The sequence below is a fragment of the Kitasatospora sp. NPDC087314 genome (genome assembly GCF_044744365.1).
GTDB lineage: Bacteria > Actinomycetota > Actinomycetes > Streptomycetales > Streptomycetaceae > Kitasatospora.
Window position 1 is genome coordinate 238204 of the sequence record NZ_JBIUYE010000004.1, and the last position, 26149, is coordinate 264352.

19 protein-coding genes and 1 pseudogene are annotated in these 26149 nt (G+C 73.8%); 11 read left to right on the forward strand and 9 right to left on the reverse strand.

Annotated elements, in window-relative coordinates; all coding sequences use genetic code 11:
• Positions 1-1142 (reverse strand): hypothetical protein (locus tag ACIO5E_RS10410; protein WP_400665740.1); only part of this gene is annotated, 1142 nt, incomplete at its 3' end.
• Positions 1143-1770: 628 nt separating this feature from the next.
• On the opposite strand from ACIO5E_RS10410, the gene ACIO5E_RS10415 reads away from it, so the two are divergent.
• Positions 1771-2076, forward strand: a complete 306-nt coding sequence (locus ACIO5E_RS10415) for a CocE/NonD family hydrolase C-terminal non-catalytic domain-containing protein (protein ID WP_400665742.1) — start codon at positions 1771-1773, stop codon at positions 2074-2076.
• A gap of 153 nt (positions 2077-2229) precedes the next feature.
• Here the strand turns inward: ACIO5E_RS10415 and ACIO5E_RS10420 are convergent, their stop codons facing one another.
• Complete coding sequence (locus ACIO5E_RS10420) at positions 2230-3048, reverse strand: hypothetical protein (RefSeq protein WP_400665744.1); 819 nt, start codon at positions 3046-3048, stop codon at positions 2230-2232.
• A gap of 107 nt (positions 3049-3155) precedes the next feature.
• Between ACIO5E_RS10420 and ACIO5E_RS10425 the strand changes: the two genes are divergently transcribed.
• Positions 3156-3656, forward strand: coding sequence for an inorganic diphosphatase (locus ACIO5E_RS10425; RefSeq protein WP_400665746.1), 501 nt, complete (start codon positions 3156-3158; stop codon positions 3654-3656).
• A 33-nt stretch (positions 3657-3689) separates the two neighbouring features.
• On the opposite strand, the gene ACIO5E_RS10430 is transcribed toward ACIO5E_RS10425, so the two are convergent.
• Positions 3690-4949 carry a pyroglutamyl peptidase gene (locus ACIO5E_RS10430; protein ID WP_400665748.1) on the reverse strand — a complete coding sequence of 420 codons (1260 nt, stop codon included), beginning with the start codon at positions 4947-4949 and terminating at the stop codon, positions 3690-3692.
• A gap of 90 nt (positions 4950-5039) precedes the next feature.
• Here ACIO5E_RS10430 and ACIO5E_RS10435 point away from each other — a divergent pair, with 90 nt between their 5' ends.
• Complete coding sequence (locus ACIO5E_RS10435) at positions 5040-6203, forward strand: cytochrome P450 (RefSeq protein WP_400666253.1); 1164 nt, start codon at positions 5040-5042, stop codon at positions 6201-6203.
• A gap of 91 nt (positions 6204-6294) precedes the next feature.
• Positions 6295-6846 (forward strand): annotated as a pseudogene (locus tag ACIO5E_RS10440) (TerD family protein); the annotation flags it as partial.
• Between the two features lie 591 nt (positions 6847-7437).
• Here the strand turns inward: ACIO5E_RS10440 and ACIO5E_RS10445 are convergent.
• On the reverse strand, positions 7438-8103 hold the full coding sequence (locus ACIO5E_RS10445; RefSeq protein ID WP_400665750.1) for a TetR/AcrR family transcriptional regulator: 666 nt from the start codon (positions 8101-8103) through the stop codon (positions 7438-7440).
• A gap of 112 nt (positions 8104-8215) precedes the next feature.
• Between ACIO5E_RS10445 and ACIO5E_RS10450 the strand changes: the two genes are divergently transcribed.
• From ACIO5E_RS10450 to ACIO5E_RS10465, 4 genes are all read left to right on the forward strand, one after another.
• Positions 8216-9253 (forward strand): aldo/keto reductase, encoded by a 1038-nt coding sequence (locus tag ACIO5E_RS10450; RefSeq protein ID WP_280681592.1) that lies wholly within the window; start codon positions 8216-8218, stop codon positions 9251-9253.
• 632 nt (positions 9254-9885) lie between these two features.
• Positions 9886-13176, forward strand: a complete 3291-nt coding sequence (locus tag ACIO5E_RS10455) for an FtsX-like permease family protein (protein WP_400665752.1) — start codon at positions 9886-9888, stop codon at positions 13174-13176.
• Positions 13173-15983: a hypothetical protein gene (locus tag ACIO5E_RS10460; RefSeq protein WP_400665754.1), complete on the forward strand. Its 2811-nt coding sequence runs from the start codon at positions 13173-13175 to the stop codon at positions 15981-15983. The genes ACIO5E_RS10455 and ACIO5E_RS10460 overlap by 4 nt, the downstream gene beginning before the upstream one ends.
• 111 nt (positions 15984-16094) lie before the next feature.
• A complete protein-coding gene (locus tag ACIO5E_RS10465) occupies positions 16095-16634 on the forward strand; it encodes a GNAT family N-acetyltransferase (protein ID WP_400665756.1) in 540 nt (179 codons plus the stop codon).
• Positions 16635-16652: 18 nt separating this feature from the next.
• Here ACIO5E_RS10465 and ACIO5E_RS10470 read toward each other — a convergent pair whose 3' ends face one another.
• A complete protein-coding gene (locus ACIO5E_RS10470; protein ID WP_400665758.1) occupies positions 16653-18719 on the reverse strand; it encodes an MDR family MFS transporter in 2067 nt (688 codons plus the stop codon).
• A 231-nt stretch (positions 18720-18950) separates the two neighbouring features.
• On the opposite strand from ACIO5E_RS10470, the gene ACIO5E_RS10475 reads away from it, so the two are divergent.
• Positions 18951-20423, forward strand: coding sequence for an MFS transporter (locus ACIO5E_RS10475; RefSeq protein ID WP_400665760.1), 1473 nt, complete (start codon positions 18951-18953; stop codon positions 20421-20423).
• Positions 20424-20437: 14 nt separating this feature from the next.
• On the opposite strand, the gene ACIO5E_RS10480 is transcribed toward ACIO5E_RS10475, so the two are convergent.
• Both ACIO5E_RS10480 and ACIO5E_RS10485 read right to left on the reverse strand, forming a co-directional pair.
• Positions 20438-21295, reverse strand: a complete 858-nt coding sequence (locus ACIO5E_RS10480; protein WP_400665762.1) for an ABC transporter permease — start codon at positions 21293-21295, stop codon at positions 20438-20440.
• A complete protein-coding gene (locus ACIO5E_RS10485; protein WP_400665764.1) occupies positions 21292-22203 on the reverse strand; it encodes an ABC transporter ATP-binding protein in 912 nt (303 codons plus the stop codon). The genes ACIO5E_RS10480 and ACIO5E_RS10485 overlap by 4 nt, the downstream gene beginning before the upstream one ends.
• A 133-nt stretch (positions 22204-22336) precedes the next feature.
• Between ACIO5E_RS10485 and ACIO5E_RS10490 the strand changes: the two genes are divergently transcribed.
• Complete coding sequence (locus ACIO5E_RS10490; RefSeq protein WP_400665766.1) at positions 22337-23527, forward strand: sensor histidine kinase; 1191 nt, start codon at positions 22337-22339, stop codon at positions 23525-23527.
• A 50-nt stretch (positions 23528-23577) separates the two neighbouring features.
• Positions 23578-24258, forward strand: coding sequence for a response regulator (locus ACIO5E_RS10495; RefSeq protein WP_400666256.1), 681 nt, complete (start codon positions 23578-23580; stop codon positions 24256-24258).
• A gap of 27 nt (positions 24259-24285) precedes the next feature.
• On the opposite strand, the gene ACIO5E_RS10500 is transcribed toward ACIO5E_RS10495, so the two are convergent.
• Positions 24286-25125 (reverse strand): SAM-dependent methyltransferase, encoded by an 840-nt coding sequence (locus ACIO5E_RS10500; protein WP_400665768.1) that lies wholly within the window; start codon positions 25123-25125, stop codon positions 24286-24288.
• Positions 25126-25273: 148 nt separating this feature from the next.
• Positions 25274-26044, reverse strand: a complete 771-nt coding sequence (locus ACIO5E_RS10505) for a hypothetical protein (RefSeq protein WP_400665770.1) — start codon at positions 26042-26044, stop codon at positions 25274-25276.
• Positions 26045-26149: the final 105 nt, after the last annotated feature.

Sequence of the window (26149 nt, forward strand, 5' to 3'; positions counted from 1 at the left end):
ACGGGCCAGCCGGGGGCGGCGGGGCAGGTCGGCGCCGTGTCGATGGTGTTCTTCGTGTTCGTGCCCGCCGTGTACGGGCCGAGGCTCGGCGCCGTGATGGTCGTGGTGAGCTGCGGGCCGTTGCCGGTGCCGGCGATCTGACGCACGCAGTTGTTCAGATTCAGGTAGCGGTTCCCGAGCATGTCCAGTGGCTGGGTCCCGGAGATGTTGACGGGCCAGCCGGGGGCGGCGGGGCAGGTCGGCGCCGTGTCGATGGTGTTCTTCGTGTTCGTGCCCGCCGTGTACGGGCCGAGGCTCGGCGCCGTGATGCTCGTGGTGAGCTGCGGGCCGTTGGCGAAGAGCTGGCGGTCGCAGTTGTTCATGTTGATGTAGCGCCGCCCGAGCAGGTCAAGCGCCTGGGTGCCTTGCAAGTTGATCGGCCAGCCGGGGGCGGCGGGGCAGGTCGGCACCGTATCCGCCGAGTTCGAGACGTTCGACCCCGCAACAAAGGGACCGAGGCCCGGCGCCGTGATGCTCGTCATGAGCTGCGGGCCGTTGGCGGAGAGCTGGCGGTCGCAGTTGTTCATGTTGAAGTAGCGCTTTTTGCCGAACTCCATGACACCGCTGGTCGCACCGACGGGCTGGCCGAACAGGCCTGCCGTCGGGGAGATCGTGAGCGTCGAGCCGGTCCAGACGGCGGCCTCGTTGATCGCGCCGGACTGCCCCGTATCGGTGTTGCACACCAGGGAGGAGGTCCTGCCGTCGGCTTCGGTCAGGGTGGGTGTGGCCTCGGAGCCGGCAGGAGTCGTCGGGTTCAGGCACACCATGGTGGAGTTGGGCGCCAGGGTGAAGCCGGGCGGGAGCGTCGTGGACACCTGCGCGCCCGCGTGCCCGACCGGGTCGGAGTTGTTGTACCAGGCGCGCACCAGCACCGTGGTGCCAGGGGGGACAGTGGGGTTGGACGACCAGGTTGCTCCGTTGTCCGTGGAGTACAACAGGGTGCCGGTCGTGGCGGCCGTCGCCGGGGCGGCCGCAAACAGCGGCGCCCCCACGAGCCCCAGGGCCATCGTGGCAGCCGCGACTCGGCGGGTCCACGACCTCGAAGTGTTCGGTTGCACGATGTCCTCTCCGGCTCCGCGGCCGGAGACGGTGGTGGCCTGCACGCCGGTGAGCCGGCAGGCGGATCCCAGGGTGGTGGTGACAGCCCAGCGGGGGAACTTCATGGTGACTCCGAGGAGTTGCGTGGAGTTGGCAGCACAATTGATAGCTGAGCCACCGGCCTAGCGTGGCTTTTCATCCCCTACGGCACTCAAAATGGTGATTCGCAATCAAATTACGGTTAAGGCTTGGAAAGTCGGTAGTCCTGAGCAATCTCATCGTCCTTGCTGGTCAACGACATCCAGATCGGGTGCTGCCCCCTTCACGATCACAGTAGGCAGCCCTCTCCCGTACGGCACCGGCATCATCTTCGACCTCGGTCCAGACGCACCTCTGAATTCCCTGCGCACCGCCATCACAAGGGCTTTCGAGATCGTGCGAGGAGCCGACGCCACGTCCTACGACGCCGGCGTCCTGCACCTAACCGAGTCGTACGCCACAGCCGAGGTGCCCCGGAGCAATTCCACCAGATCCACCGACGCGTACGCCGAGTCGGCCTCGGCCGCGCATCTCTCCCACATCGACAGTTCACCTCGTCGACGTCACTGCTGACGACACGGCCAAGACCATCACCTGGGAGAACCTCGCGGAGATTCCGCTCGGCCATACCAGGGGACAAGATCGTGAGACGGAATGCGATGGCCTCTGAATGAGACAGCGGGAAAGAGCCCAGGTCGGCACGCCGGAATAGGACATTCCGATTGCGGGCCGCACGCGGCCACCGACGCGACGCCCTTCCCGCAGGGCCGGGCTCAGCAGGTCACCATCGACCTGCAGCCCGTCGCGGTGCTGTTCCGGGCCGGCGAGCGGATCCGGCTCACCGTCGCCGCCGCCGACCCCGACTCCTTCCAGCTGCTCCCGGCCGACGGCCGGGCGAGCTACCGGATCGGGCACGGCGGCGCCCGCCCGTCGTACGTGGAGCTGCCCGTGGTGCGGTGACCGGGGCGCGGCGGCCCGGGGTGCCGTGACCGGGACGCGGTGACGGCGGCGCGGTGAACAGGCCGCGCCGTCCGGCCCGTCGTCCGGGAACGGTCCCGGGAACCCGGGAACCGCCCCGGGAGCCCGGGTATGCGGCGAGCCGTCAGGCGCGCCTCAGCGCGGTGCCTCCAGGCCGAGGGCCCAGCGGTGGGTGGTGTACCGGCCCATCCGGGTCGGATGGCGCTCCACGAGTGTCACGGCCAGGCCGTCGGCCGTACGGCGCAGCGTGCCGGTGAACCGGTGCAGGTCCTCGTCGGCCAGGGGGAGCAACTCGACGAGCACGGTGTCGTCCAGGTCGCGCCCGACGGCGCGCAGCACTCCCGCGTCCAGCACCAGGACGGTGCCGTCGGCCAGCACCACCGGCGCGGGGGCCTGCGGGTCGGTGAGCAGCGGGCCGTGCTCGATCCCGCCGCCGGGCAGCAGCCGCACCACCCGGCTCCCGGTGGGCCGGCGGCGGTCGGTCTCGACCACGCGCAGGCCGCTGCCGACCACGTAGTGGCCGTAGCTGCGCCAGGAGTCGACCAGGGCGCCGTCCGGGTCGTACGCCCAGGTGTCGAAGCCGCCGTAGCCCTCCAGGCCGAGCACGAAGCGGCCGCCGCCCAGGGCCGCGCCGCGCTCGCCGCGCAGCTCGGCGACCAGGGCGCCGTCGTCGAGGTTCAGCAGCAGGGCCGGGCCGAGGTGGCCCCAGGCGGTGTACTCGAAGGAGTCGGTGGTGACCAGCACCCGGCCGGAGGAGAGGTGGGCCGCGTTCGGGCGCCCCGCGCAGGCGTGCCGCCAGCGGACCCGGCCCGCTTCGTCGACGCAGCTGATCTCGCCGTCCCGGCCGTGCAGCTGCAGGTCGTCCCGCCGGGCCAGCGGCCCCTCCGGGCGCCCCTGCGGCCGCCCGCCGCCCCGTCGATGGTGGTTCCGGACCGTGACACGCCAACTCCCCATGATCCGGATGCTAACGGACGCCACCGGGCCGCGGAGGGCGTTTGCGGAGGGTGCCCGGACGGCCTGGACGACGGACAATCTCCCCAGGAGCCGAGGAGGAGGCCGCGGTGGAGTTCGAGGTGATGATCGAGACCCCGCAGGGGTCGCGGAACAAGTACGTGATGGATTTCGCGGTGGGCCGGATCCGCCTCGACCGCACCCTGTTCACCGCCACCCGGTACCCCGCGGACTACGGCTACGTCGAGGGCACCCTGGCCGGCGACGGGGAGCCGCTGGACGCGCTGGTGCTCGGCGGGGAACCGGCCGTGCCGGGGTGCGTGCTCACCTGCCGGGCGGTCGGCATGTGGGTGATGCGGGACGAACGCGGGCCGGACCAGAAGGTGTTGTGCGTCCCCGCCCACGACCCGCGCTACGCCGACCTGTGCGACATCGAGGACCTGCGCAGGCTCGACCTGCTGGAGATCACCCACTTCTTCCAGGTCTACAAGGACCTGGAGCACGGCAAGTCGGTGGTGGGCTCGCACTGGGCGGACCGGGCGGCCGCGTACACGCAGATCGCCGAGTCCCGGGACCGCGCGGCCGGCACGCGCTACGCCGACCGGGCGTAGGTGCCGCCGTGCGCGCGGCCCCGGGACTCGGGGTCAGAACCGGGCGTGACGCAGGATCTCGCGGACCTGGTCGGCGATGGCGGCCTCGTTCCGCTCGAACTCCGGGGCGGTGAGGCGGTCCGGTTGCGCGGGCAGGCCGGTGAGGACGGGGGTGTGCAGGTGGCCGCCGGGGAGGTCGGGGGCGAGGTCGAGGCGGAGGCGGTTGGAGCGGTAGGCGACCTCGTTGGAGAGGTACCCGCCGCCGCCTCCGGAGACCGCGCGGGAGCCGGGGGTCGGCCCGTCCTCGCGGTCGACGGGCAGGACGGCGCCCTCGGGGATCTCGGTGACGGTGGTGTTGAGGCGGACGGGGTAGGGCTGCTGGACGGCCGTCATGGCGTCGGTCGGCAGGGTGGTGCGGATGAACTCCGGGCCGTCGCCCAGGCCCGGGGCGGTGACCGGGTGCTCCCGGGTGCCGCCGGAGAGCGTGCCGGTGTTGTCGGTGGCCGGGTCGGCGGAGCGGGCCCGCCCGGCCCAGGCCTCCAGGGTGAACAGGCCCGGGTAGCCCTGGCTGATGCTGGTGATCAGGTCCGCGGCCTGCCGGCCGGGGACGAGGTGCGGGCCGAAGGCGCGCTCGACGATCCCGTCGTCGAAGTCGCCGTAGCGGACCGGCAGGAGGACGGCCCGGACCTCGGCCGGGCTGCCGTCGGCGAGGGTGATCCGCCGACCGTGCAGGTGCAGGACGGCCGCGCCGGAGGGGTTGGCGCGGCGCGGTTCGGTGTCGAGGCCGTACGGGTCGAAGCCGCTGACGAAGATCCGCCGGACCCCCGGGGCGGCGGTGAAGCCGTCGTCGAGGCCTCGGGAGGCGTCCTCGAAGCGGGCCCGCAGGGCGGTCGGGTCGACCTCGAACCCGGGCTGCCAGCGGGCCAGTTGGACGGTCATGGCGAGCCTGGTCCAGTACAGCGGGCGGTCGTCGCGGGCGGGCAGTTCGCCGCCCGGGCGTCGGCCCTGGGCGCGGTCCACCCCGGCCTGCCAGAGCGCCCGCCCCCACCGGTCCGCGACCCGTTCCGCCTGGCCGGCGTCCCGGGCGGCGCACAGGGCGGCGGGGAAGCCCCGGAGCAGGTCGCGCAGGCCGGAGCGTTCGGTGAAGGCGGCCGTCCGCTGGTCCTGGAGCCGGGCCTGTTCGGCGTCCACCGGCGCCGTGCCGACGGTCGGGCAGCCGCCCTGGGCGGCCTGGGCGGTGACCGGGGCGAGCAGGGCGGCGAGCGTGCCGGCGAGGGTGGCGGCCAGGGGCGCGACGCGGCGCAATGATGTCATGTCACCTGACAATAGGTTCGGGGGCTGACGCCCCGCCAGAGGGCGTCGCCGTACCCGTAGGCTGACCAGGTGACACCCCGTGACCTGAGCATGAAGGCCCTGATCGCCGACCCCTACGGCGGCTACACCCAGCTGCGCGCCGATGCGCCCGTCCACCGGGTCGTCGGACCGGACGGACTGCCCGTCTGGCTGGTGACCCGCTACCCGGACGTGCGCCAGGCCCTCGCCGACCCCCGGCTGGCCCTCGACAAGGCGCACGCCGCGCCCGGCAACTACCGGGGCTTCGCGCTGCCGCCCGCGCTGGACGCCAACCTGCTGAACATGGACCCGCCCGACCACACCCGCATCCGCCGCCTCGTCGTCCAGGCCTTCACCCCGCGCCGGATCAGCGCCCTGCGTGGGCCGATCGAGCGCGTCGCCGAGCGACTGCTCGACACCGTGGCACCCCTGGGCCGCACCGACCTGCTCGCCGCCTACGCCGCGCCCCTGCCGATCACCGTCATCTGCGACCTGCTCGGCGTCCCCGAGGACGACCGGCACGACTTCCGGGCCTGGACCGACACGCTGATCACCCCGGACCCCTCGCGCCCCGAGGAGGCCCGCGCCGCCGTCAAGGCGATGCTCGGCTTCTTCACCGGCCTGATCGACCGCAAGCGCACCGAGCCGGGCGACGACCTGCTCTCCGACCTGATCGCCGTCCGCGACGAACAGGACCGGCTCAGCGAGGACGAACTGACGTCCCTCGCCTTCCTCATCCTCTTCGCCGGCTACGAGAACACCGTCCACCTCATCACCAACGCCGTCCTCGCGCTGCTCACCCACCCCGAGCAGCTCGCCGCCCTGCGCGACGAACCGGAGCTCATCGCCGGCGCCGTCGAGGAGTTCGCCCGCTTCGACGGCCCCGCGCCGCTGGCCATCCGCCGCTTCCCGCGCGAGGACGTCACCATCGGCGACGTCACCGTCCCGGCCGGCGAGACCGTGCTGCTCGCCCTCGCCTCCGCCAACCGGGACCCCGAGCAGTTCACCGACCCCGACCGGCTCGACCTGCGCCGCCGCGAGAACGGCCATCTCGCCCTCGGTCACGGCATCCACTACTGCCTGGGCGCGCCGCTGGCCCGGATGGAGACCGCTGTCGCGCTGACCGTGCTGCTGCGCCGCTTCCCCGACCTCGCCCTGGACGTACCGGCCGAGCAGCTGCGCCACCGCCCGACTCTGAGGGCCCGTGGCCTGCTGGAACTTCCCGTCCGGTACTGAGATCGCGGTCGGGAACCGGCGTGAGTTCTACAGCGTTGTCGTGGTCGAACGGCGCAAGCAGCGGTATTCGGACGGTTGTGGAGGAAGTCCCATGAGTGTGGCCCTGACGAAGGGCGGCAACGTCTCCCTGGGTAAGCAGGCCCCCGGGGTGCGGGTCGTCCGGGTCGGCCTCGGCTGGACGGTCGGCGCCGGGTACGACCTGGACGCCAGCGCGCTGCTCTGCGACGCCTCCGGGAAGGTCGTCTCGGACCAGCACTTCGTCTTCTTCAACAACCTGCAGAGCCCGGACGGCTCGGTCCGCCACCAGGGCGGCAGCGCCGACGGCGGTGACCAGGAGCAGATCGACGTCCGGCTCGCGGACGTCGCCGCCGGGGTGGAGAAGATCGTCTTCGCGGTGGCGATCTACGACGCGGCGCAGCGGCGCCAGAGCTTCGGGCAGGTCCGGGGCGCGTACGTCCGGCTCGCCGACCCGGACGGCGGCGTCGAGGTGGCCCGGTACGACGTGGTGTCGGAGTCCGGCAGCGAGACGGCGATGGTGTTCGGCGAGCTCTACCGGCACGGCACGGACTGGAAGTTCCGGGCCGTCGGGCAGGGGTACGCGTCGGGGCTCGCGGGCATCGCCGGTGACTTCGGCGTGGACGTCCTGCAGCCGGCGCCCGCCGCGGCCCCGGCCCCCATCGCGGCCGCCGTGCGGGCTTTGCCCGCCGCGCCGCCCGCTGTCCCGATGACCCGGCCAGTAGCAGGGAGTTCCCCGGTGACGTGTTTCTTCGACCCCTCGCACGGCCTCGGCTCGACGGCGGTGCTGTGGTCGCCGCAGTGGGGCGTGCCGCGCCAGATCGAGGCCTGCGCCGCCTGCGCCCAGCGGGTGCAGACCACCGTGCCGCCGTTCTACACCCCGCCGCAGGCCGGCTACCCACAGCCGGTCCAGCAGGGGTACCCGCAGGTGCCGGGCCAGGGCCAGCCCGCCCAGGGCGGCCGCCGCTTCGGCACCGGCGCCCTGATCGGCGCGGGCGCGGCCGGCCTGGTCGGTGGCGCGCTGCTCAACGAGGCGTTCAGCGACGACGCGCCCGAGGTGGTCGTGAACAACTACTACGAGGGCGACGACGACAGCTTCTTCTAGACCGCTCCCGTCGCCGGCCGCACAGCGTTCGTACGCTGTGCGGCCGTTCGCGTTCCAGGGCTTCTCTGACCATTCGCGTCGCATCAGCGCGCGGCGGGAATGGTCGGACAAGCCCTAGCGTCGGTACGCCCCCGCTCGGGCGGCGGCCTCGGCGGCGGCTGCGGCGCGGTCCGCGGCGGCCTCGTCGAGGGGCTCGGCGGTGGTGAGCATCCGGTGGTAGAGGGGTGCGGAGACGGCTCGGACCGCCTCGAACTCATCGGTGTCGGAAGGGAGTTCGCCGCGCTCGACGGCCTCGGTGACGCACGGCGCCCACTCCTCGACCCGACGCAGGTAGAAGCGCCGCAGGGCCTCGGCGGCGCCCGGGTCGCAGGTGGCGGCCACGATCACCGCGCGGAACAGCGCCCCCTGTCGGGGGTCGGCGAGCGTGCGCTGGACGAGCCGGGCGTTGGCCCGCAGGTCCTCGGCGAGGGAACCGGTGCGGGTGCGCGGCAGCGACTGTTCGGCCATGTCCGTGAGCAGGTCGGCGACCAGCGCGGAGGTGGTGCCCCAGCGGCGGTAGACGGTGGTCCGGCCGACCTCGGCCCGCTGGGCGACGTCGCCGAGGTCGAGGCCGCTGAAGCCGTGCTCGACCAGGGCGTCCTCGGCGGCCCGCAGGACGGCGGCGCGGACCCGGGCGGTACGGCCGCCTGGGCGGACCGTCCCGGGGGTGGCCGTTCCAGGGGTGGCCGTCCCGGGGGCGGGGGTCTCCGGAGTGTCCGGCGTGGGGGGCTCGACAGCCATTAACGGGATTCCTGTTCCATTAGGTCGGCGCACCCTGTTAGGGTTGGACCATCCTAACGGAATGGGAATCCCGTTAAGGGGTTCCGAGGGGAGAGCTGTCATGGAAACCGCCATGGAATACCGCCGACTCGGCTCGTCCGGACTCAAGGTCCCCGCGCTCAGCCTCGGCACCGGCACCTTCGGCGGCCGCGGACCGCTGTTCGGCGCCTGGGGCACCACCGACGTCCAGGAGGCCCGCCGCCTGCTCGACATCGCCATCGACGCCGGAGTCACCCTGTTCGACACCGCCGACGTCTACTCCGACGGCGCCTCCGAGGAGGTCCTCGGCCAGGCCATCCGCGGCCGTCGCGACCAGGTGCTCGTCTCCACCAAGGCCGGCCTGCCCACCGGCGACGGCCCGCAGGACGCCGGCACCTCCCGGGCCCGCCTCACCAAGGCCGTTGACGACGCGCTGCGCCGCCTCGACACCGACTACCTCGACCTCTTCCAGCTCCACGCCTTCGACGCCGGCACCCCGATCGAGGAGGTGCTGGCCACCCTGGACGACCTGGTCCGGGCCGGCAAGATCCGCTACACCGGCGTCTCCAACTTCTCCGGCTGGCAGCTGATGAAGTCCCTGGCCGTCTCCGAGCGCTACGGCCGCCCCCGCTACGCCGCCCACCAGGTCTACTACTCGCTGGTCGGCCGCGACTACGAGTGGGAGCTCATGCCGCTCGCCCAGGAGGAGGGCGTCGGCGCCCTGGTCTGGAGCCCGCTCGGCTGGGGCCGCCTCACCGGCCGGATCCGGCGCGGCCGGCCGCTCCCGGCCGGCAGTCGCCTGCACGACACCGCCGACTACGGCCCGCCGGTCGAGGACGAGCTGCTGTACCAGGTGGTCGACGTGCTCGACGAGATCGCCGCCGAGACCGGCCGCAGCATCCCGCAGATCGCGATCAACTGGCTGCTGCGCCGCCCGACCGTCTCCTCGGTCATCATCGGCGCCCGCAACGAGGAGCAGCTGCGGCAGAACCTCGGCGCGGTCGGCTGGTCGCTGACCGACGAGCAGGTCGCCCGGCTGGACGCGGCGAGCGCCCGCACCGCGCCGTACCCGTACTTCCCCTATCGGCGCCAGGAGGCCTTCGCCCGGCTGAACCCGCCGCTGGCTGGCTGACCTGCGAAAACCGTGCTCACTGGTTTTCACCGGTCGGCAGCCTTTTCGCTCCCAGGTGCCCGGAGAGTGCCCTCCGCGGGCCTCCCGGGGCGCGGGGCCGTGGGCAGCCGTCAGGTGCTCTCCTCGTCGAGAACCTCGCACGGCGGACGCACCCGCGTCCGCCGGCACTGCCCAATCGGCATCTGTCATCTGTCCACCGTGTCGGTGAATTCCGACATGTCTATTTCTGTCCGCGTGGACGAGTGCCGGAGGGGCCCGGTCGCGTCCGGGTGAACGGATGTGGCGGATTCTTCGGTTCAACATCCCGGGCGGAGAATTCCTGAAAGAGGAGTCCCCTGGTGAAAAGGGGTGCGAGGCGGCCCGGACCGTGAAGTGCGCATGGCATTTCCATGGATTGTCCCCGGTGGAGCCGAGGCCAATATAAGGAATTTGCTCATTCCTCACGCGATTCGCGCAAGTCCCTTCCGTTCCCGGATCGAATCTGACAGCATCGTCCGCTATCCGGCGACCGAATGTCGGTGATCACTGCGCCGGTGCGCCCGTGGGGTGTCCGTCCGTGGCCCACGTGCCCGGACCGGATCGACGGGTGGGACCGGGATGCGACCGGGGACGCGAACCGGGGGAGGAACTTGATGCTCGGCTTCGTCGTGCGCAGGCTGCGCGGGCGACTGCCGCTGGCTGCTGCCGTCCTGCTGACGGTACTGGTCACCACGGCGGTGCTGACCGCCCTGGTGACCTTCAACAGCGGCGTCGGCCAGGCCGGCCTGCGGCAGGCGCTCCAGGGGCCGGGCCACGCCCGGACCGCCGTGGTGGTGACCGCCGAACACGGCCTCGACCAGCGGCAGAAGGACGAGGAGGCCCTCGCCTCCTACCGGCAGAAGCTCTTCGGTGATCTGCCCGTCCACACCGACAGCCTGCTCCGCAGCCGCTCCTACGGCCTGCCGGGCGGCGACGCCGCGGCGGCCGGGGCTCCGGCGGGCGGTCAGAGCGGCACCGCCAGGGCCGACCTGACGGTGCTCGCCGATCTCGACCGCACCCGGGTCGGCCTGGTCTCCGGCGCCTGGCCGGGCGCCGTCACCGGGCCCGTCCGCTCCGCAGCACCGCAGGTCGCCGTCCCGCAGACCATGCTGGCCCGACTCGGGCTCACCGGCCGGGCACTGCCCGCGGACGTCCAGCTCACCGACCGGCTCGACGGCGCGCCGCTCACCGTCCGGGTCACCGGCACCTACCGGGCCGTCGACCCGTTCGCCGCGTACTGGCACATCGACCCGGTCGGCGGCCACGAGGTCGAGATCCGCGGGTTCACCACCTACGGACCGATGATGGTCGACCAGAGCGCCTTCGCGGCGGGTGGCCTGCTGCAAAGCAGCCGCGGCTGGCTGCTCGACGCCGACTTCGCGGGCGTCGACCAGCACACGGCCGAGGCCATCGGTGGCCGGGCCCAGCCCCTGGCCGACGGCCTGCGGAATACCTCCAGCCTCGCCGCCAGCACCGAACTTCAGGACGTCGTCCACGAATTGACGTCCAGTCTGATGGTCGCCCGGTCCACCCTGCTGATCGGAGCCCTGCAACTCGCCGTGCTCGCCACGGCGGCCCTGCTGCTGGTCGTCCGGCTGATCTCGACCCGCCAGGAGCGGGAGAACGAACTGCTCGCCGCCCGCGGCGCCTCCGGCACCCGGCTCGGCGGCTTCACCGCCCTGGAGTCGGTGCTGCTCGCCCTCCCGGCGGCGGTGTTCGCCCCCCTGCTCACGCCGTTCCTGGTCCGCGTCCTGGCCGGCCTCGGCCGTACCCACCAGGTCGCCCTGGACACCCGACTGAGCTGGACGCTCTGGCCGGTGGCCGTGGTCTGCGCCCTCCTCTGCATCGCGCTGGCCAGCCTGCCCAGCCTGCTGCGGGGCGCCGGCGCCGCGCTGCGCCGCAGGGCCGGCCGCCGCCAGGCGGTGGTGTCCGGCGTCGCCCGTAACGGCGGGGACCTCGCGGTGCTCGCCCTTGCCGTGCTCGCCTACCAGCAACTCGACCAGTACGGCGGCGGACTGTCCACCGACTCCTCCGGCCGGCTCGGCGTCGACCCGCTGCTGGTCGCCACCCCGACCCTGGCGCTGTGCGCGGGGACCCTGGTGGTGCTGCGCCTGTTGCCGCTGGTCGCCCGGCTGGGCGCCCGGGTCGCCGCCCGGGGCCGCGGCCTCGGCCCCGCCATGGTCGGCTGGCAGCTGGCCCGTCAGCCCGCCCGGGCCACCGGGCCCGTGCTGCTGCTGGTGATGGCCGTGGCCACCGGGGTGCTCGCGCTCGGCCAGCACGCCACCTGGACCGCCTCCCAGTACGACCAGGCCTCCTTCGACACGGCCGGCGGACTGCGCATCTCCGCCTCGCACACCGCGTTGATGGGCCAGAGCGGCCGCTACGGCGCACTACCCGGCGGCGACCGGCTGATCCCGGTGGACCGCGAGGACCAGGTGCTGCCGAACGGCAACGGGCAGGTGCTCGCGGTGGACACCGCCGCCCTCGCCGACCGCGTCCCGTTCCGCGACGACCTGCTCGGCGGGGTCGACCGGGCGAAGGCGTTCGGCACGCTCGCCCAGCCGGCGCCCACCGGTGCGAAGGCCGGCGTCACGCTGCCCGGACGCCCGCTGCGGATCGACGCCGACCTGGTCATCCGGCAGGTGTTCGACGGCAACGACCCGCACCCGCCGGTCCCGTCCCCGCCGGAGGTGACGCTCCTGCTGCGGGACCGCTTCGGTTATGTCCACAAGGCCCCGTTCACCGCTCTCCCGGTCAGCGGCGAGCAGCGCGCCTCGGCCCCGCTGAGCACGCTGGTCGACGCCCCGGTGGGCTCCGTCGCCGCACCGCTGACCCTGGTCGGGGCGACCGTCTCCTTCAGCGACCGGGTCGTGGGCGAGGTGACCGTCGGTCGGCTGGGCGTCTCGGACAGCGCGGACGGCCCCGCGACCGACGTCCCGGTGCCGGCCGGCCTCTCCTGGAAGGGGGACGCGGTCGACGGGCCGGCCCTCAAGCCCGGGGCCGCGCCGCCGGTCACCGTGCAGGCCGAACCGGCCGACGACGGGCGGCTGTTCACCGTCGACTACGTATCGTCGAGGGTCCCCCTGCGGGCCGTCCTGGGCATCGTGGGAGCAGAGGTGCCGAGCGTCGTGACCGGCGTCGCCACCCGGGACTACCTGAAGCTCGTCGGAGCCTCGGTCGGCGACGTCGTCCGGGTGCCGTTCGCCGGGGCCGTCGTCCAGGTCAGGATCACCGGGGCGGTCCGGGCCGTGCCGGCGACCGGTCGCGACGCACTGGTCGTCGACCTGGCCACCACCGCGCGGCTGCTGGCCGCCCAGGGCCGCACCCTGCCCAGCCGCACCGAGTGGTGGCTGCCCGCCACGGGACCGGGCGACCGCGCTCCGGCCGAGCTGGCCGCCGCCCTGCGGGCCGCCCCGGGCTCCCAGGACGTCCAGCTCTACGACGAGGTCGCCGAAGGAATGCTCAGCGACCCGGTGGGCGCCGCCCCGCAGAACGCGCTGATGGCCATCGCGCTCGTCACCGCCCTGCTCGCCGCGATCGGCTTCGTCGCCGCCGTGGCCGGCTCCGCCCACGAGCGCGCCCGGGACGCCGCACTGCTGCTCGCCCTGGGCGCGCCGCGCAAGCAGGTGACCCGCACCGTCGCGGCCGAACAGGCGCTGCTGGTCGGACTCGGCGGGACGGCCGGGCTCGCCCTCGGCGCCCTGCTCGTCCACTTGATCGTCCCGTTCGTCGTCCTGACGCCCGCCGCCCGCCCACCGATGCCCGAGGCGCTGGTCGAGCTCCCCCTCGGCCGGGCTCTGCTGTTCGCGGCCGCGATCGCCGTCGCGCCACTGCTGTCGGCCTTCCTCACCGGACGCCGCCGTCGAGACGTGGCCAACCGGCTGCGCCACGTGGAGGAGATGTGACCACCCAGGCCGGCACCCGTGTGCCCACCGCCGACACCGCCCACCGCCCCGCGCGCTGGGTCCGCACCAGGCTGCGGGCGAGCCCGCCGGCCGCGCTGCTCATGGCGGCGCTCGCCTTCGTCACCGTCTTCCTGGCGGCGGCCTTCCCCCGCGTCACGGACCGGGGAGCGGACGCGGCGCTCCAGGACTTCGTCAGCCAGAAGGGCCTCAACGCGACCAGCCTGCAGACCACCTCCAAGACCCGGGAGGAGGACAACGCCGTCGAACTCGACCGGGTGCAGCGGCAGCTCGCCGAGAAGGTCGGCCGACAGCTGGCGCTGACCCAGCCGGGCCAGGCCTACGGCGCCCGCGCCCTGGGCGACCGCGGCATGGGCAATCCGGAGTACGTCCGGATCGCGGAAAAGCGGACCGACCCGGTCCTCGGCCTGCTCTACCTGCACGACCTGGCCGCCCGGGCCACCCTCACCGACGGCACCTGGCCGAGCCCCGGCGCCGTCGGCGGTCCGCTGCCGATCGTGATCAGCAAGAAGGCCGCCGAGACCATCCACATCGAGCTCGGTGACGTCATCGACAACGGCGTCGAGGGCTCAGGCGCCAGGCGGACCACCGTGGTGGTCGGCCTCTACCAGGTCAACGACCCCCAGGACCCGTTCTGGGACGACCTCGGCTGCCCGGCCCGCGCCTGCCTGCGGACCGACCCCGAGCACGAGCACTGGATGACCAGCGGGTTCGTCGACGGCGGCAGCCTGCCCGCGATGGCCCGCTGGGGTTCGAACGCCGAGAACTTCTGGCGGCTGCCCGTCGACCCCGCCTCGCTGCACGCCGACCGGCTCGACCGCACCCGCAGCGTCATCGGCTCCTTCCTGACCGGGCACGACGCCACTGCCCTGGCCGGGGCGACCGGGCGCGCGGACCTGCACACCAGCTCGGACCTGCCCGGCATCCTCATCCGGGCGGACGAGCGCTACCAGGCCTCGCTGCCGCTCAGCGCCATCGGCCCGGCCGGCGTAGCGGGCGTCGCCACCGTGGTGCTGTTCCTGGCCGCCGCGCTCACCACCGACCGGCGCACCGCCGAGATCCGGTTGCTCCAGGCCCGCGGCGGCTCCCGCACCGGGGTGCTGGGGCGGCTGATCGGCGAGGTCGCGGTCACCGTCCTGCCCGCCGCCGCGCTCGGCACGGCCCTCGCCCTGGTGCTGCTGCCCACCCCCCGGTGGGACCGCTCGGTGCTGGCGGCCCTGGTCGCGACCCTGATCGCGCTGCTGGCCTTCCCGGCCCGTGCGGCCCTGCTGTGGGCACGCCGGCGGGCGGCCGGCGGCCGGCGCCGACTGGTCGGCGAACTCACCGTCCTGGCGGTCACTGCCGTGGCCGTGGCGGAGGTCCGGCGCCGGGGCGTCGGCACCGGCTCCGGACTGGATCCGCTGCTGGTCGCCGCCCCGCTCCTGCTCGCCGTCACCGGCGGTCTGCTGCTGGCCAGGATCGAGCCGGTGGCGGTCGGCCGGCTCGCCGCCCTCGCCGGCCGGGGCCGTGGCCTGATCGGCTTCCTCGGCCTGGCCCGGGCCGCCCGCGACAGCTCGGGCCGCCGCAAGCCCTCCGTGCTGCCACTGCTCGCCCTGCTGATCGCCGTCACCACGACCGGCTTCGGCGCCACCGTGCTCGACACCGTCGATCAGGTGCGGACCCGCGCCGCGCGCATCGCCACGGGCGGGGACATCGGCGTCTCCCTCCCGGGCTACGCCGCCCTGACCGAGTCGTTCACCGAGGCCGCCGGCGCCCTGCCGGGCGTCCGGGCCTCGACCGCGGCCTGGGTCGAGCCCAAGGCCCGCGTCCTCGGCGCCGACCAGGACTACACCGAGGCCTACCTGGTGATGGTGGTCGATCCGGCGGCGTACGCGGAGATCGCCCGGACCCTCGGGGTCGGCGAGTTCGATCCGGCGAAGCTGGCCGGGACGTCCGGCGGCCGGGACACCCCGGTGCCCGCGCTGGTCAGCCCCGACCTGGCCAAGCGCCTGGCCGCAGGGTCTTCCCAGGTGCGCACGCCCAACGGCAACGACCTGCGCCTCACCGTCGCCGGGACCGTCGGCGTCACCCCCGCGCTGCCGGATCCGGGCAAGCCGTTCGTCGTCGTTCCCGCTGGCCCCGCCTGGGAGCGACTGCCGGATGCCAAGCGGGTGAACGAGTGGTTCGCCGTCGGCGATGTCGACCCCGAAGGGGTCAGGACGGCCCTGCGGGACAACAGCGGGGCCCGTCCGGTCGGTCTGGCCAAGCTGATCGCGGACGGCGCCGCGGCCGTCGGCAAGGCCACCCACGGCCTGCCCGCGGGATACACGGTGCACAGCAGCCGGGAGACCACCGCCGAGCTCGCCGACGACCCGCTGCAGCACGCCGCCGGGCGGCTGTTCTGGTACGCGGCCGCCGCCGGCGCGGGCTTCGCCCTGCTCGCCGTGCTGCTGACGCTGTTCCGGGCCGCGCCCGACCGCACGGCGCTGCTCGCCCGGCTGCGCACCATGGGTCTGCGGCCCCGCCAGGGGCTGGCGCTGATCATCACCGAGGCGCTGCCGCAGACCCTGACGGCGGCCGTCGGCGGCGGACTGGTCGCGGTGGCGGCGGTCGCCCTGCTGGGCGGTGCCTTCGACATCTCGACGCTGGTCGGCGCCGAGGTCGGGGAGGTCATCACCCCCGTGCTGATGCCGGTGCTGCTGCCCACCGCGGGCCTGGCCCTGCTGGTCGGCCTCGGGGTGGTGGTGGAGACGCTGGTCGCCGGCCGGCGCCAGATCGCCACCGAGCTGCGGGCGGGGGAGCAGTCATGATGACAGCGGGAGCAGCGGTACGGGCCGCGACCGTGGACGGGGTGAGCCGGACAAGCGGGTCGCCGATAATCGGGTTGCCGCGGCGGCCGGGCGTACGGCAGGGTCCGCACCATGTCTGAACTGCGCGAACTGCCTGAACTGCACGAACCCGAGCGGCCCGGCCCCGAACTGCGCCGCCTCACCTCCGACGACTGGCCGCTCTGGCGCGAGCTGCGCCTGGCCGCGCTGACCGAGGCGCCGTACGCCTTCGGCTCGACCCTGGCCGACTGGCAGGGCGCCGGCGACCACGAGGCCCGCTGGCGTGCCCGGCTGGAGATCCCCGGCGCCCTGGACCTGGTGGCGGTGCTGGACGGCCGCCCGGTCGCGATGGCCAGCGGCGTGCCCGCCGACGAGGAGCGGACCGCCGCCGAGCTGATCTCCCTGTGGGTCGGCCCGGCGGCGCGCGGCCGGGGCGTCGGGGACCGGCTGATCGGCGAGATCGCCCGCTGGGCCGCCGAGCAGGGGTACACCACCCTCAAGCTGGCGGTGAACCCGGACAACGACGCCGCCATCGCCCTCTACCGCCGCAACGGCTTCGCCGACACCGACGAGCCCGGCGACCTGATGGCCGACGGCGAGCGGCGCGAGCTGGTCCTGGCGCGGAAGCCCTGACACCGGGTGGGCTGGATCTCAGGTCCGGCTGGTCACCTTCGAACGGGCGTGGGACGGGAGGCCGTTGGCGAGGTCCTCGATCATCAGACGCCAGGCGATGGCGTCCGCCGCGGTGCGCAGTTGGGCGCTGCGCGGGCGTCCGGCGTCGGCGTCCAGGCGGGCGTTGAGCCAGTCCGACCAGGCCCGGGCCAGGGCGCGGACCTCCCGGGTGCCGGCCTCGGTGGGGGAGAGCCGGTCGCCGTCGCGGGTGAGGTAGCCCTCGGCGGCCATCCGGTCGAAGACCGGCTCCAGCACCTCGGGCGGTACCCGCTTGCGGGTGGCGATGAGGTCCAGGGAGGCCTGGCCGACGGCCTTGGTGTGGCCGGCGACCTCCATCAGCGCCCAGGCCCCGGCCAGGTCGACCCGGGTGTCGGCGTCGTCGACGATCGCGCGGACGGTGTCGAGGTCCACGCCGCGGAGGAGTGTGCCGACCGCGAACTCCAGGTGCGGGTCGGAGTCGCTGGTGGTCGGCTGGGCGAAGCCCTCGCCGATGTCGGTGGAGCCGGCCCGGGCGGTGTCCCGCAGCTGCACCTGCTTGAGGAAGAGCGCGACCACGAAGCCGACCAGGGCGACCGGCACCGTCCACAGGAACACGGTGTGCAGGGCGTCGGAGTAGCCCTGGACGATCGGCGCCGCCTGCGCGGCGGGCAGTCCGTGCAGGCCCTGCGGGCTCTCGGCGGCGCGGGCGATCAGCGCCGGGTCCGCGCCGGTGAGACGGGCCGAGGCGGCCACGCCCTCGGCCAGTTCGGTCTTGAGGCTGTTGGCGTAGATGGTGCCGAAGACGGCGGTGCCGAAGGAACTGCCGATGGTGCGGAAGAAGGTCACCCCTGAGGTGGCGGTGCCGAGGTCCGCGTAGTCGACGGTGTTCTGCACGGCGATGGTGAGCACCTGCATGCTCAGCCCGATGCCGACGCCGAGGACGAACATGTAGAAGGAGGCGAGCGCGGTGCCCGTCCCGGGTTCGAGCCGGGAGAGCAGGTAGAGGCCGACGGCCATCACCAGGGTGCCGACGATCGGGAACAGCCGGTACTGCCCGGTCCTGCTGACGGCGGTGCCGCTGCCGATCGAGGCGAGCAGCAGCCCGATCACCATCGGCAGCATCCGTACGCCGGAGACGGTCGCGGAGTCGCCGTCGACGTACTGCAGGTAGGTCGGCAGGAAGGTCAGCGCGCCGAGCATCGCGAAGCCGACGATGAAGCTGAGCACCGAGCAGACCGCGAACACCGGGTTGCGGAACAGCCGCATCGGCAGCATCGGTTCGGCGGCCCTGGTCTCGGCCCAGCAGAACAGGCCGAGGGCGACGGCGCCGCCGGCGAACAGGGCGATGATCACCCCGGAGCCCCAGGCGTACTCGTTGCCGCCCCAACTGGTCGCCAGGATCAGGGCGCTGGCGCCGACCGCGACCAGCGCGATCCCCAGGTAGTCGACGACCGGGCGCAGCGCCGAGCGCACCGAGGGGATCGTCCGGGCGGCCGCGGCCACCACCACGATCGCGATCGGCACGTTGACGTAGAACGCCCAGCGCCAGGACAGGTGGTCGGTGAACAGCCCGCCCAGCAGCGGCCCGATCACCGTCGCCACGCCGAACACCGCGCCGATCGCGCCCTGGTACTTGCCGCGCTCGCGCAGCGGGATGACGTCCGCGATCAGGGCCATGGCCGTCACCATCAGACCGCCCGCGCCGATGCCCTGGAGCGCCCGCCAGGCGATCAGCAGCGTCATGTTGGTCGCCAGGCCGCAGAAGAACGAGCCGGTGATGAAGACGATCGCCGAGACCTGGAACAGCAGCTTGCGCCCGTACAGGTCGCCGAACTTGCCGGCCAGCACGGTGGCCACCGTCTCGGCCAGCAGATAGGCCGTCACCACCCAGGACATGTGCGCGGCCCCGCCGAGGTCCGCGACGATGGTGGGCAGCGCGGTGCCGACGATGGTCTGGTCCAGGGCGGCCAGCAGCATGCCGAGCACGATGGTGGCGAAGACGACGTTCCGCTGCCGGATGTCCAGCACCGGCGGGGCGGACGGCGGGGATTCGGTGGCGGCGCTCATTCCCCCAGCGTCCGGGGCGCGCGAGCCGGACGCGATCGGGCTCGGCCGTCCGGGTGAACGGGCCGCGCGGGCGGGCCAGCCCGCCTGGCGGTGGCGGGCGGCGCGGGCGCACGATGGCCGGACGGCGTGTGCCCGGTGCCCGCCCGGCGCTCTCGTCCGGTCGTCGACGTGCCCGCCTGACTCTCTCGTCCGGACGGCGCAGTGTCCGCCGGACGTTCGGAAGGGGCGCCCATGACGGCCCAACCCTCGCGCAGGATCCCGGACGGCCCACCGCCCAGTGCCTCCGCCGTCAGCGGTCGGGCCGCGGCGCGGCGCTGGCGGGCGCTCGCGGTCTGCCTGGTGGCCGGGTTCATGACGTTGTTGGACGTCAGCATCGTCAACGTCGCCCTGCCGACCGTCCGGGCCGGGCTGCACATGTCCGACAGCGGCCTGCAGTGGGTGCTGAGCGGCTACGCGCTCGCCTTCGGCCTGGTGCTCGTCCCGGCCGGGCGGCTGGGGGACGCGCGTAGCCGGCGGGCCGTCTTCCTCACCGGGCTGGCCCTGTTCACGCTGGCCAGCGCGCTGGCCGGGGCGGCGCGCAACCAGGACTGGCTGGTGCTGGCCCGGCTGTTCCAGGGCGCGGCGGGCGGTGTGCTCGTCCCGCAGGTGTCCGGGTTCATCCAGGTCCTCTTCCAGGGCGCCGAGCGCGGCCGGGCCTTCGGCGCGCTCGGCGCGACCGTCGGTCTGTCCACCGCCGTCGGCCCGCTGCTCGGGGGGCTGCTGATCCATCTGTTCGGCCCGCACGACGGCTGGCGCTGGGTGTTCTACGTCAACCTGCCGATCGGCGTGGCCGCCCTTCCGCTGGCCTACCGGCTGCTTCCGGCGCCGCCGCCGGCCACCGCGCGGGCCGGGCACCGCGACTTCGACCCGGTCGGGATGCTGCTGCTCGGCTCCGGGACGGTCGCGGTGCTGCTGCCGTTCGTCCAGGAGCAGCAGTGGCACAGCGCGGTCCGCTGGCTGCTGCTGCCGTTGGCGGCGGTGCTGCTCGTGGCCTTCGTCGGCTGGGAGCGGTACTACGCGCGGGGTCGGGAGCCGCTGGTGAGCATGGAGCTGTTCGCGGTCCGCCCGTACGCGGCGGGGGTGACGCTGTCGCTGGTGTACTTCGCCGGGTTCACCGCGATCTTCTTCATCTTCACGCTGTACCTGCAGACGGGCCTGCACTACTCGGCGCTCGCGGCAGGTGTGGCGGTCACGCCGTTCGCGCTCGGCTCGGCCGTGGCCGCGGCGGTGGGCGGGCGGCTGGTCGGGCGGCTGGGGCGGCGGCTGGTGCTGGCCGGGCTGCTGCTGGTGCTGCTCGGCCTGCTGACCTCGGCGCTGGCGGTGCAGCAGTGGCCGGGACAGTCGGTGGCCTGGGCGACGGCCCTGCCGCTGCTGGTCGCCGGGGTGGGCAGCGGGCTGGTGATCTCCCCGAACCAGACGCTGACCCTCCAGCAGGTGCCGGTCGCCCGCGCCGGCAGCGCGGGTGGTGTGCTGCAGACCGCGCAGCGGGTCGGCTCGGCGGTGGGCATCGCGGTCGTCGGCTCGGTGTTCTTCGCCCACGCCCAGGGCCCGCGCCCGGACTGGGCGTGGGCCTTCCAACTGGGCGTGGCCGTCGCGGCGGGCCTGGTGCTGGCGGCGCTGCTGGTCGCGGTGGCGGACGTGGCGGCGGGCTGGCACGGCGGTTAGAAATCCGGGGTCGGTCAGTGGTCGCGCCGGTGGACCACCGCCACGGCGACCGCCACCGAGACGAGCGCCCAGACCGCGTAGGTGGCCCAGGACCCGGCGACGGTGGCCGGGTGTGCCACCGGGAACGTGTGCGTCAGGTCGACCCGGGCCAGTCGCCGCCAGGCCTGCAGCGGCATGGCGTGCAGGAGGTCGGCCGACCAGCGGTAGCGCTCGTTGAAGAACGCGGGCAGGAAGAACAGCACCAGGACGGTGGACACCACGGCGCCGGCGGTGTGCCGGATCAGCGCGCCGAGGGCGAACCCGGCCAGGGCGCAGACCGGGGCGAACAGCGCGGCGGCCGCGACGAAGCGCGGCGCGGCCGGGTCGGCGAGGGACAGACCGATGTGCGTGTCGGCGAGGACGGCCTGGCAGGCGACGAAGGAGACGCCCGCGGTGAGGACGCCGTAGCCGAGCATGACCACGGTCAGCACGCAGGCCTTGGCGGTGATCACCGCCCGGCGGTCCGGGACGGCCACCAGCGTGGTGCGGATCAGCCCGCTCGCGTACTCGCCGACCAGGGCGAGGGCACCGACGCTGCCCGCGACGATCATCACGACGTCGGCCGCGATGACGGTGAAGGAGTCGCCGAGCGCGACCTGCAGCATGGTGGCCGGATCGCCCTCGCCGACGGTGTAGTGGTCGTAGGTGTACCGGGCCGCCTTGAGGTTGGCGGCGATGATGAACAGGGCGCTCAGACCCAGGACCCAGGCGGTCGAGCGCAGCGACCAGAGCTTGATCCACTCGGCGGCGAGCAGGTCGCGGAAGCGGGTGCGCAGGGCGGAGCCGGTGCCGGTCGAGGGCATGGCGGTGGTGGTGGGGGGCGGGGTGGTCATCGGGGCTCTCCGGCGAGGTATTCGACGCTGTCGGCGGTCAGTTCCATGAACGCCTCCTCCAGGGAGGCGGTGCGGGTGGTCAGGGAGTTCAGCAACAGGCGGTGTTCCAGGGCGAGTTCGCCGATCCGGGTGGCGTCGAGACCGGTCACGGCCAGCGCGCCGTCCGGGCCGGGCCGGACGGTGGCGCCCGCCGCGGCCAACACGCCGGCCAGCCGGTCGGGTTCGGCCGCCCGGACGGTGACGTCGGTGTGGCCGGCCCGGGCGGCGAACTCGGTGAGGCTCTCGTCGGCGATCAGCCGGCCCCGGCCGATCACCACCAGCCGGTCGGCGGTGTGCTCCATCTCCGCCATCATGTGGCTGGAGACGAAGACCGTCCGCCCCTCGGCGGCGAGGCGGCGGAACAGCCCGCGCACCCACAGCACGCCCTCCGGGTCCAGGCCGTTGAGCGGCTCGTCGAACAGCAGCACCGGCGGGTCGCCCAGCAGCGCACCGGCGATGCCGAGCCGCTGCCGCATCCCGAGCGAGTACCCGCGGATCCGGCGCCCGGCGGCCTTGGTGAGCCCGACCTCGTGCAGTACCTCCTCGACCCGCGCGGCCGGGATCGCGTTGCTGCGGGCCAGCGCCCGCAGATGGGCCGCTCCGCTGCGCCCGCCGTGGACGTCGCCCGCGTCGAGCAGCGCGCCGACGTCGCGCAGCCCGCGCGACCGGGCCCGGAACGGGCGGCCGTCGACGGTGGCGGTGCCGCCGGTCGGGTCGTTGAGGCCGAGGATCAGTCGCAGGGTGGTGGACTTGCCCGCGCCGTTCGGGCCCAGGAAGCCGGTGACGTGGCCGGGCCGGACGGTGAAGGTGAGGCGGTCGACGGCAGTGGTGCGGCCGAAGCGCTTGGTCAGCTCGGTGACTTCGATCATGGGCTCAACGGTGCCGGGCAGGGCCCGGCCGCCGCATCGGACCGGCGCTGACATCCCGCGCTCCCGGCCGTCACCCCCGGTCGTACAACCACGGTCCGATGACGGGACCCCGGTCCGTCGTTACGATCTTCACATGCCTGCGACGCCCTCTCCGCCGCTGTTCCGGCGCGTCCCGCCCGAGGTCTGGGTCGGGGCCGCCTGGTGCGTGGCCGCCGCCTACCCCGCCGTCCTGCTCGGCGGCACCGCCCGCCAGCACCACGGCGCCGCCGCGCACGGCGGACTGGCGTTCACCCTGGCCACCACGGCGGTGGCCTTCGCCGGCGCCGCGCTGGTGCGCCGTTTGCCGGTGCTCTCGATCGTCCTGCTGCTCGTCGCCGCCTTCACCGAGACCGACGGCTGGGCCGCGAACACCCAGGTGCCCCCGGCCGCGCTGCTGGCCGTGGACGTCGCGCTCTGCCTGATCACCGCCACCCGGCCGCGCCGCAGCTCCCGGGCCGCGTTCGCGCTGGTGATGACCTTCCTGGTGCTGCACATCGGCCTGGTGCACGGCAACACCGTCGGCATCTTCACCGGCACCCACATCGGCTCCGCCGACGGCGCCGCGCTGCTCGCCCTGATCGCCTGGCTGGTCGGCCGCTCGATGCGCGAGAACCGCGAGCACGCCCGGGCGTTGAGCACCCGGGCGGCCGCCGACGCGGTCACCGCCGAACGGCTGCGGATCGCCCGTGAGATGCACGACACCGTCGCCCACAGCATCGGCATCGTCGCCCTGCAGGCCGGCGCCGCCCGCCGGGTCATCGACACCCGGCCCGACCGGGCCCGGGAGGCGCTGGCCGAGATCGAGAACGCCGGACGGGAGACCCTGGCCGGGCTGCGCCGGATGCTCGTCGCGCTGCGCCGGGCCGACGGCGAGGCGTCCGCGATCGTCCCGCAGGGCCTGGCCGACCTCGACCGGCTGGCCGCCGCGACCACCGCCGCCGGCGTCCGGGTCGAGGTCCGGCGCCAGGGCGACCAGGGCCCGCTGCCATCGGAGGTCGACCTGTCGGCCTTCCGCGTCATCCAGGAGTCCGTCACCAACGTGGTGCGGCACGCGGACACCCGCTCCTGCGTGGTCCGGGTCGACCGCCGGACGGCGGGCGAGGTGTCCGTGGAGATCACCGACCGGGGCCGGGGCCGGGGCGGCGAGCCGGGCGGCGGCTTCGGCCTGGCCGGGCTGCGCGAGCGGGTCGCCCTGCTGCACGGCGAGTTCGACGCCGGGCCGCGCCCCGAGGGCGGCTTCCGGGTCACCGCCCGGCTGCCGCTCGCCGTGGAGGTGGGCGCGTGATCCGCGTCCTGCTGGTCGACGACCAGCCGCTGGTCCGGGCCGCGCTGGAGATGGTCATCACGGAGACCACCGACGCCGAGGTGGTCGGCGAGGCCGGCACCGGCGCCGAGGCCGTCCGGCTGGCCGGGGAACTGCGGCCCGACGTGGTCGTGATGGACCTGCGGATGCCCGGCATGGACGGCATCGAGGCCACCCGCCTGATCACCGGCGGCGGCGGGCCGGCCAGGGTCGTCGTGCTCACCACCTTCGACGACGACGACCACGTGTACGCGGCGCTGCGCGCCGGGGCGTCCGGCTTCCTGGTCAAGGACATGGCGCTGGACGACATCCTGGCCGCCGTCCGGGTGGTCGCGGCCGGGGACGCCCTGATCGCGCCGAGCGTCACCCGTCGGCTGATCTCCTCCTTCGCGGACCGGCGGCCGGCCCGGGCGCCGTCCGCCGCGCCGGCCCGGGCCGGTGCCCCGGGCGCCATCCCGGGCGCCGTACCGTCCGCCGCACCGGGGCAGACCCCGGCCGCCCGGCGGCTCGACGCGATCACCGACCGCGAGCGGGAGATCCTCACCCTGGTCGGCCGGGGCCTGTCCAACACCGAGATCGCCGCCGAACTGGTCCTCAGCATCGCCACCGTGAAGACCTACATGACCCGGCTGCTCGCCAAACTCGACGCCCGCGACCGGGTCCACCTCGTCATCCTGGCCTACGAGGCGGGCCTGGTCTCCGTAACGAGCTAGGGAGTGCCTGACACGCCCTGAGGAGGCTCAGCGCTTGATCGCCACGCCCGCGTACATCGCGATGTCCTGGTCGCGGATCGGCGCGGCGCCGGCGTCCGGGCGCCAGTGGTGGACCAGGGTGACGCCGGGGTCGAGGAGTTCGTAGCCGTCGAAGAAGGCCGTGGTCTCCGCCCGGTCCCGGATCTGCAGCGGGATCCCGCGCGCGTTGTACTCCCAGCCGACGCCGCCCACGCCCACCGGGTCGGTGTCGCCGGTGAACACGGTCAGGGCGAGGAAGCTGCCCGGGGCGAGGGCGTCCATGAAGCGGCGCACGATGCCCTGCGGGTCGTCCCGGTCGAGCACGAAGTGGACGATGGCGATCAGCGACAGCGCCACCGGCTGGGACAGGTCGAGGACTTCGCGCAGCCGGGGGTTCTGGATGATCGACTCCGGGTCGCGGAAGTCGGCGTCCACGTAACAGGTGCGGCCCTCGGCCGTGCTGGACATCAGGGCCCGCGCGTGGGTGAGCACGATCGGGTCGTTGTCGACGTAGGCGACCCGGGCGTCCGGGGTGATCCTCTGGGCGATCTCGTGCACGTTGGGCGAGGTCGGGATGCCGGTGCCGATGTCCAGGAACTGCCGGACGCCGTGCTCCTCGGCGAGGTGGCGGACGGCGCGCTGCATGAACTCCCGGGTGGTGCGCATCGAGATCGGCAGCGACGGCCAGGCCTGCACCGAGGCGTGCGCGGCGACGCGGTCCGCCTCGAAGTTGGTCTTGCCGCCGATGAGGTAGTCGTAGACCCGCGCCGAGTGCGGTACGTCCATCCGCAGATCCACCGAGGGGTACTCCTCCTGCGGACCGCGCTCCGCCCGGACCTCGTTCGACATGCTCGTCCTCCCGTTGCTGGGGTGCCGTCACCGGCCGCCACGGTGGCGGGCCATGGTGCGCATGGTAACGGTGTTCCGGGACGACAAGATGACGATCACTCATCCTCCGGGTCGCCCCGCCGGGCTGCCGGCGGGGCGACCCGGCCGACTACCGGGGCTGGGCCGTCGGGTTGTCGGCGGTGAGGGCGCCGGTCTGCCCCGGGAGGACCGGGTGCTTCCCGTACGATCCGCCGGCGGCGGCGAGTTCGCACGCCGCGCCCGTCCAGGCGGCGCCGAAGGCCCAGGTCGAGAACCACTCGCAGAGGTACAGCGGCCGGACGGCCCAGTTCGAGCCGATGCCGGTCACCCCGGCGACGACGGCGAGCAGCAGGAGGACCAGGATCAGCACCCCGGCCGCCAGGTACGCCCAGCCGACCCGGGACGGCTGGGCCGAACTCGGGTTCCGGAAGGAGAAGAGGCAGAACATCGCCAACACGAACAGCAGCAGGCTCGCGAAGACGAGGTGCAGCACGCCGACCGTGGCCTGGAACGTCGTCGCGTCCCGGGGTGCGGTCGGGCACAGGGCGACCCCGAGCGCGAACACGCCGGCGGCGGTGCTCCAGCGGTCGTCGCGGCGGTCGAAGCGGTAGCAGATCAGGAACACCCCGAGTGCGCACAGGCCGCCCACGAAGAGGTTCCGGGTGCTGGTGTAGTACGAGCCGCTCATCGAGGCCGGCCAGAAGTCCGCCGTGCTCTGGCCTCGGAACTCGGCGAACAGCCAGTTCCCCAGCGGCAGCGCGAGCGGCAGCAGAATGCCGATCAGGCCGACGCCGAGCCGTAGGAACGTGATGGTCCGTTCGTCCTGATTGGTGTGGGTGCCTCCCCGGGCGGCGACCTCGTCGCGCCCCGGGGCTTCCTCCGTCCGTCCGTCGTGAGTCACGGACGCCTCCTTGCCCTCCGTACGGTGACCGGCTGTCACCTGGTGTACCCGCCCCGCCGCCCGCCGCACCCCGGGTGACCGGGCGGTTTCGCGAAGTGTCACGAG

Coding starts and splice junctions, on each gene's coding strand:
- ACIO5E_RS10415 (WP_400665742.1), top strand. CDS start 1,771: ATGCGATGGCCTCTGAATGAGACAGCGGGAAAGAGCCCAGGTCGGCAC.
- ACIO5E_RS10420 (WP_400665744.1), bottom strand. CDS start 3,048: ATGGGGAGTTGGCGTGTCACGGTCCGGAACCACCATCGACGGGGCGGC.
- ACIO5E_RS10430 (WP_400665748.1), bottom strand. CDS start 4,949: ATGACATCATTGCGCCGCGTCGCGCCCCTGGCCGCCACCCTCGCCGGC.
- ACIO5E_RS10435 (WP_400666253.1), top strand. CDS start 5,040: ATGAAGGCCCTGATCGCCGACCCCTACGGCGGCTACACCCAGCTGCGC.
- ACIO5E_RS10445 (WP_400665750.1), bottom strand. CDS start 8,103: ATGGCTGTCGAGCCCCCCACGCCGGACACTCCGGAGACCCCCGCCCCC.
- ACIO5E_RS10450 (WP_280681592.1), top strand. CDS start 8,216: ATGGAATACCGCCGACTCGGCTCGTCCGGACTCAAGGTCCCCGCGCTC.
- ACIO5E_RS10455 (WP_400665752.1), top strand. CDS start 9,886: ATGCTCGGCTTCGTCGTGCGCAGGCTGCGCGGGCGACTGCCGCTGGCT.
- ACIO5E_RS10465 (WP_400665756.1), top strand. CDS start 16,095: ATGTCTGAACTGCGCGAACTGCCTGAACTGCACGAACCCGAGCGGCCC.
- ACIO5E_RS10470 (WP_400665758.1), bottom strand. CDS start 18,719: ATGAGCGCCGCCACCGAATCCCCGCCGTCCGCCCCGCCGGTGCTGGAC.
- ACIO5E_RS10475 (WP_400665760.1), top strand. CDS start 18,951: ATGACGGCCCAACCCTCGCGCAGGATCCCGGACGGCCCACCGCCCAGT.
- ACIO5E_RS10480 (WP_400665762.1), bottom strand. CDS start 21,295: ATGACCACCCCGCCCCCCACCACCACCGCCATGCCCTCGACCGGCACC.
- ACIO5E_RS10485 (WP_400665764.1), bottom strand. CDS start 22,203: ATGATCGAAGTCACCGAGCTGACCAAGCGCTTCGGCCGCACCACTGCC.
- ACIO5E_RS10490 (WP_400665766.1), top strand. CDS start 22,337: ATGCCTGCGACGCCCTCTCCGCCGCTGTTCCGGCGCGTCCCGCCCGAG.
- ACIO5E_RS10495 (WP_400666256.1), top strand. CDS start 23,578: ATGGTCATCACGGAGACCACCGACGCCGAGGTGGTCGGCGAGGCCGGC.
- ACIO5E_RS10500 (WP_400665768.1), bottom strand. CDS start 25,125: ATGTCGAACGAGGTCCGGGCGGAGCGCGGTCCGCAGGAGGAGTACCCC.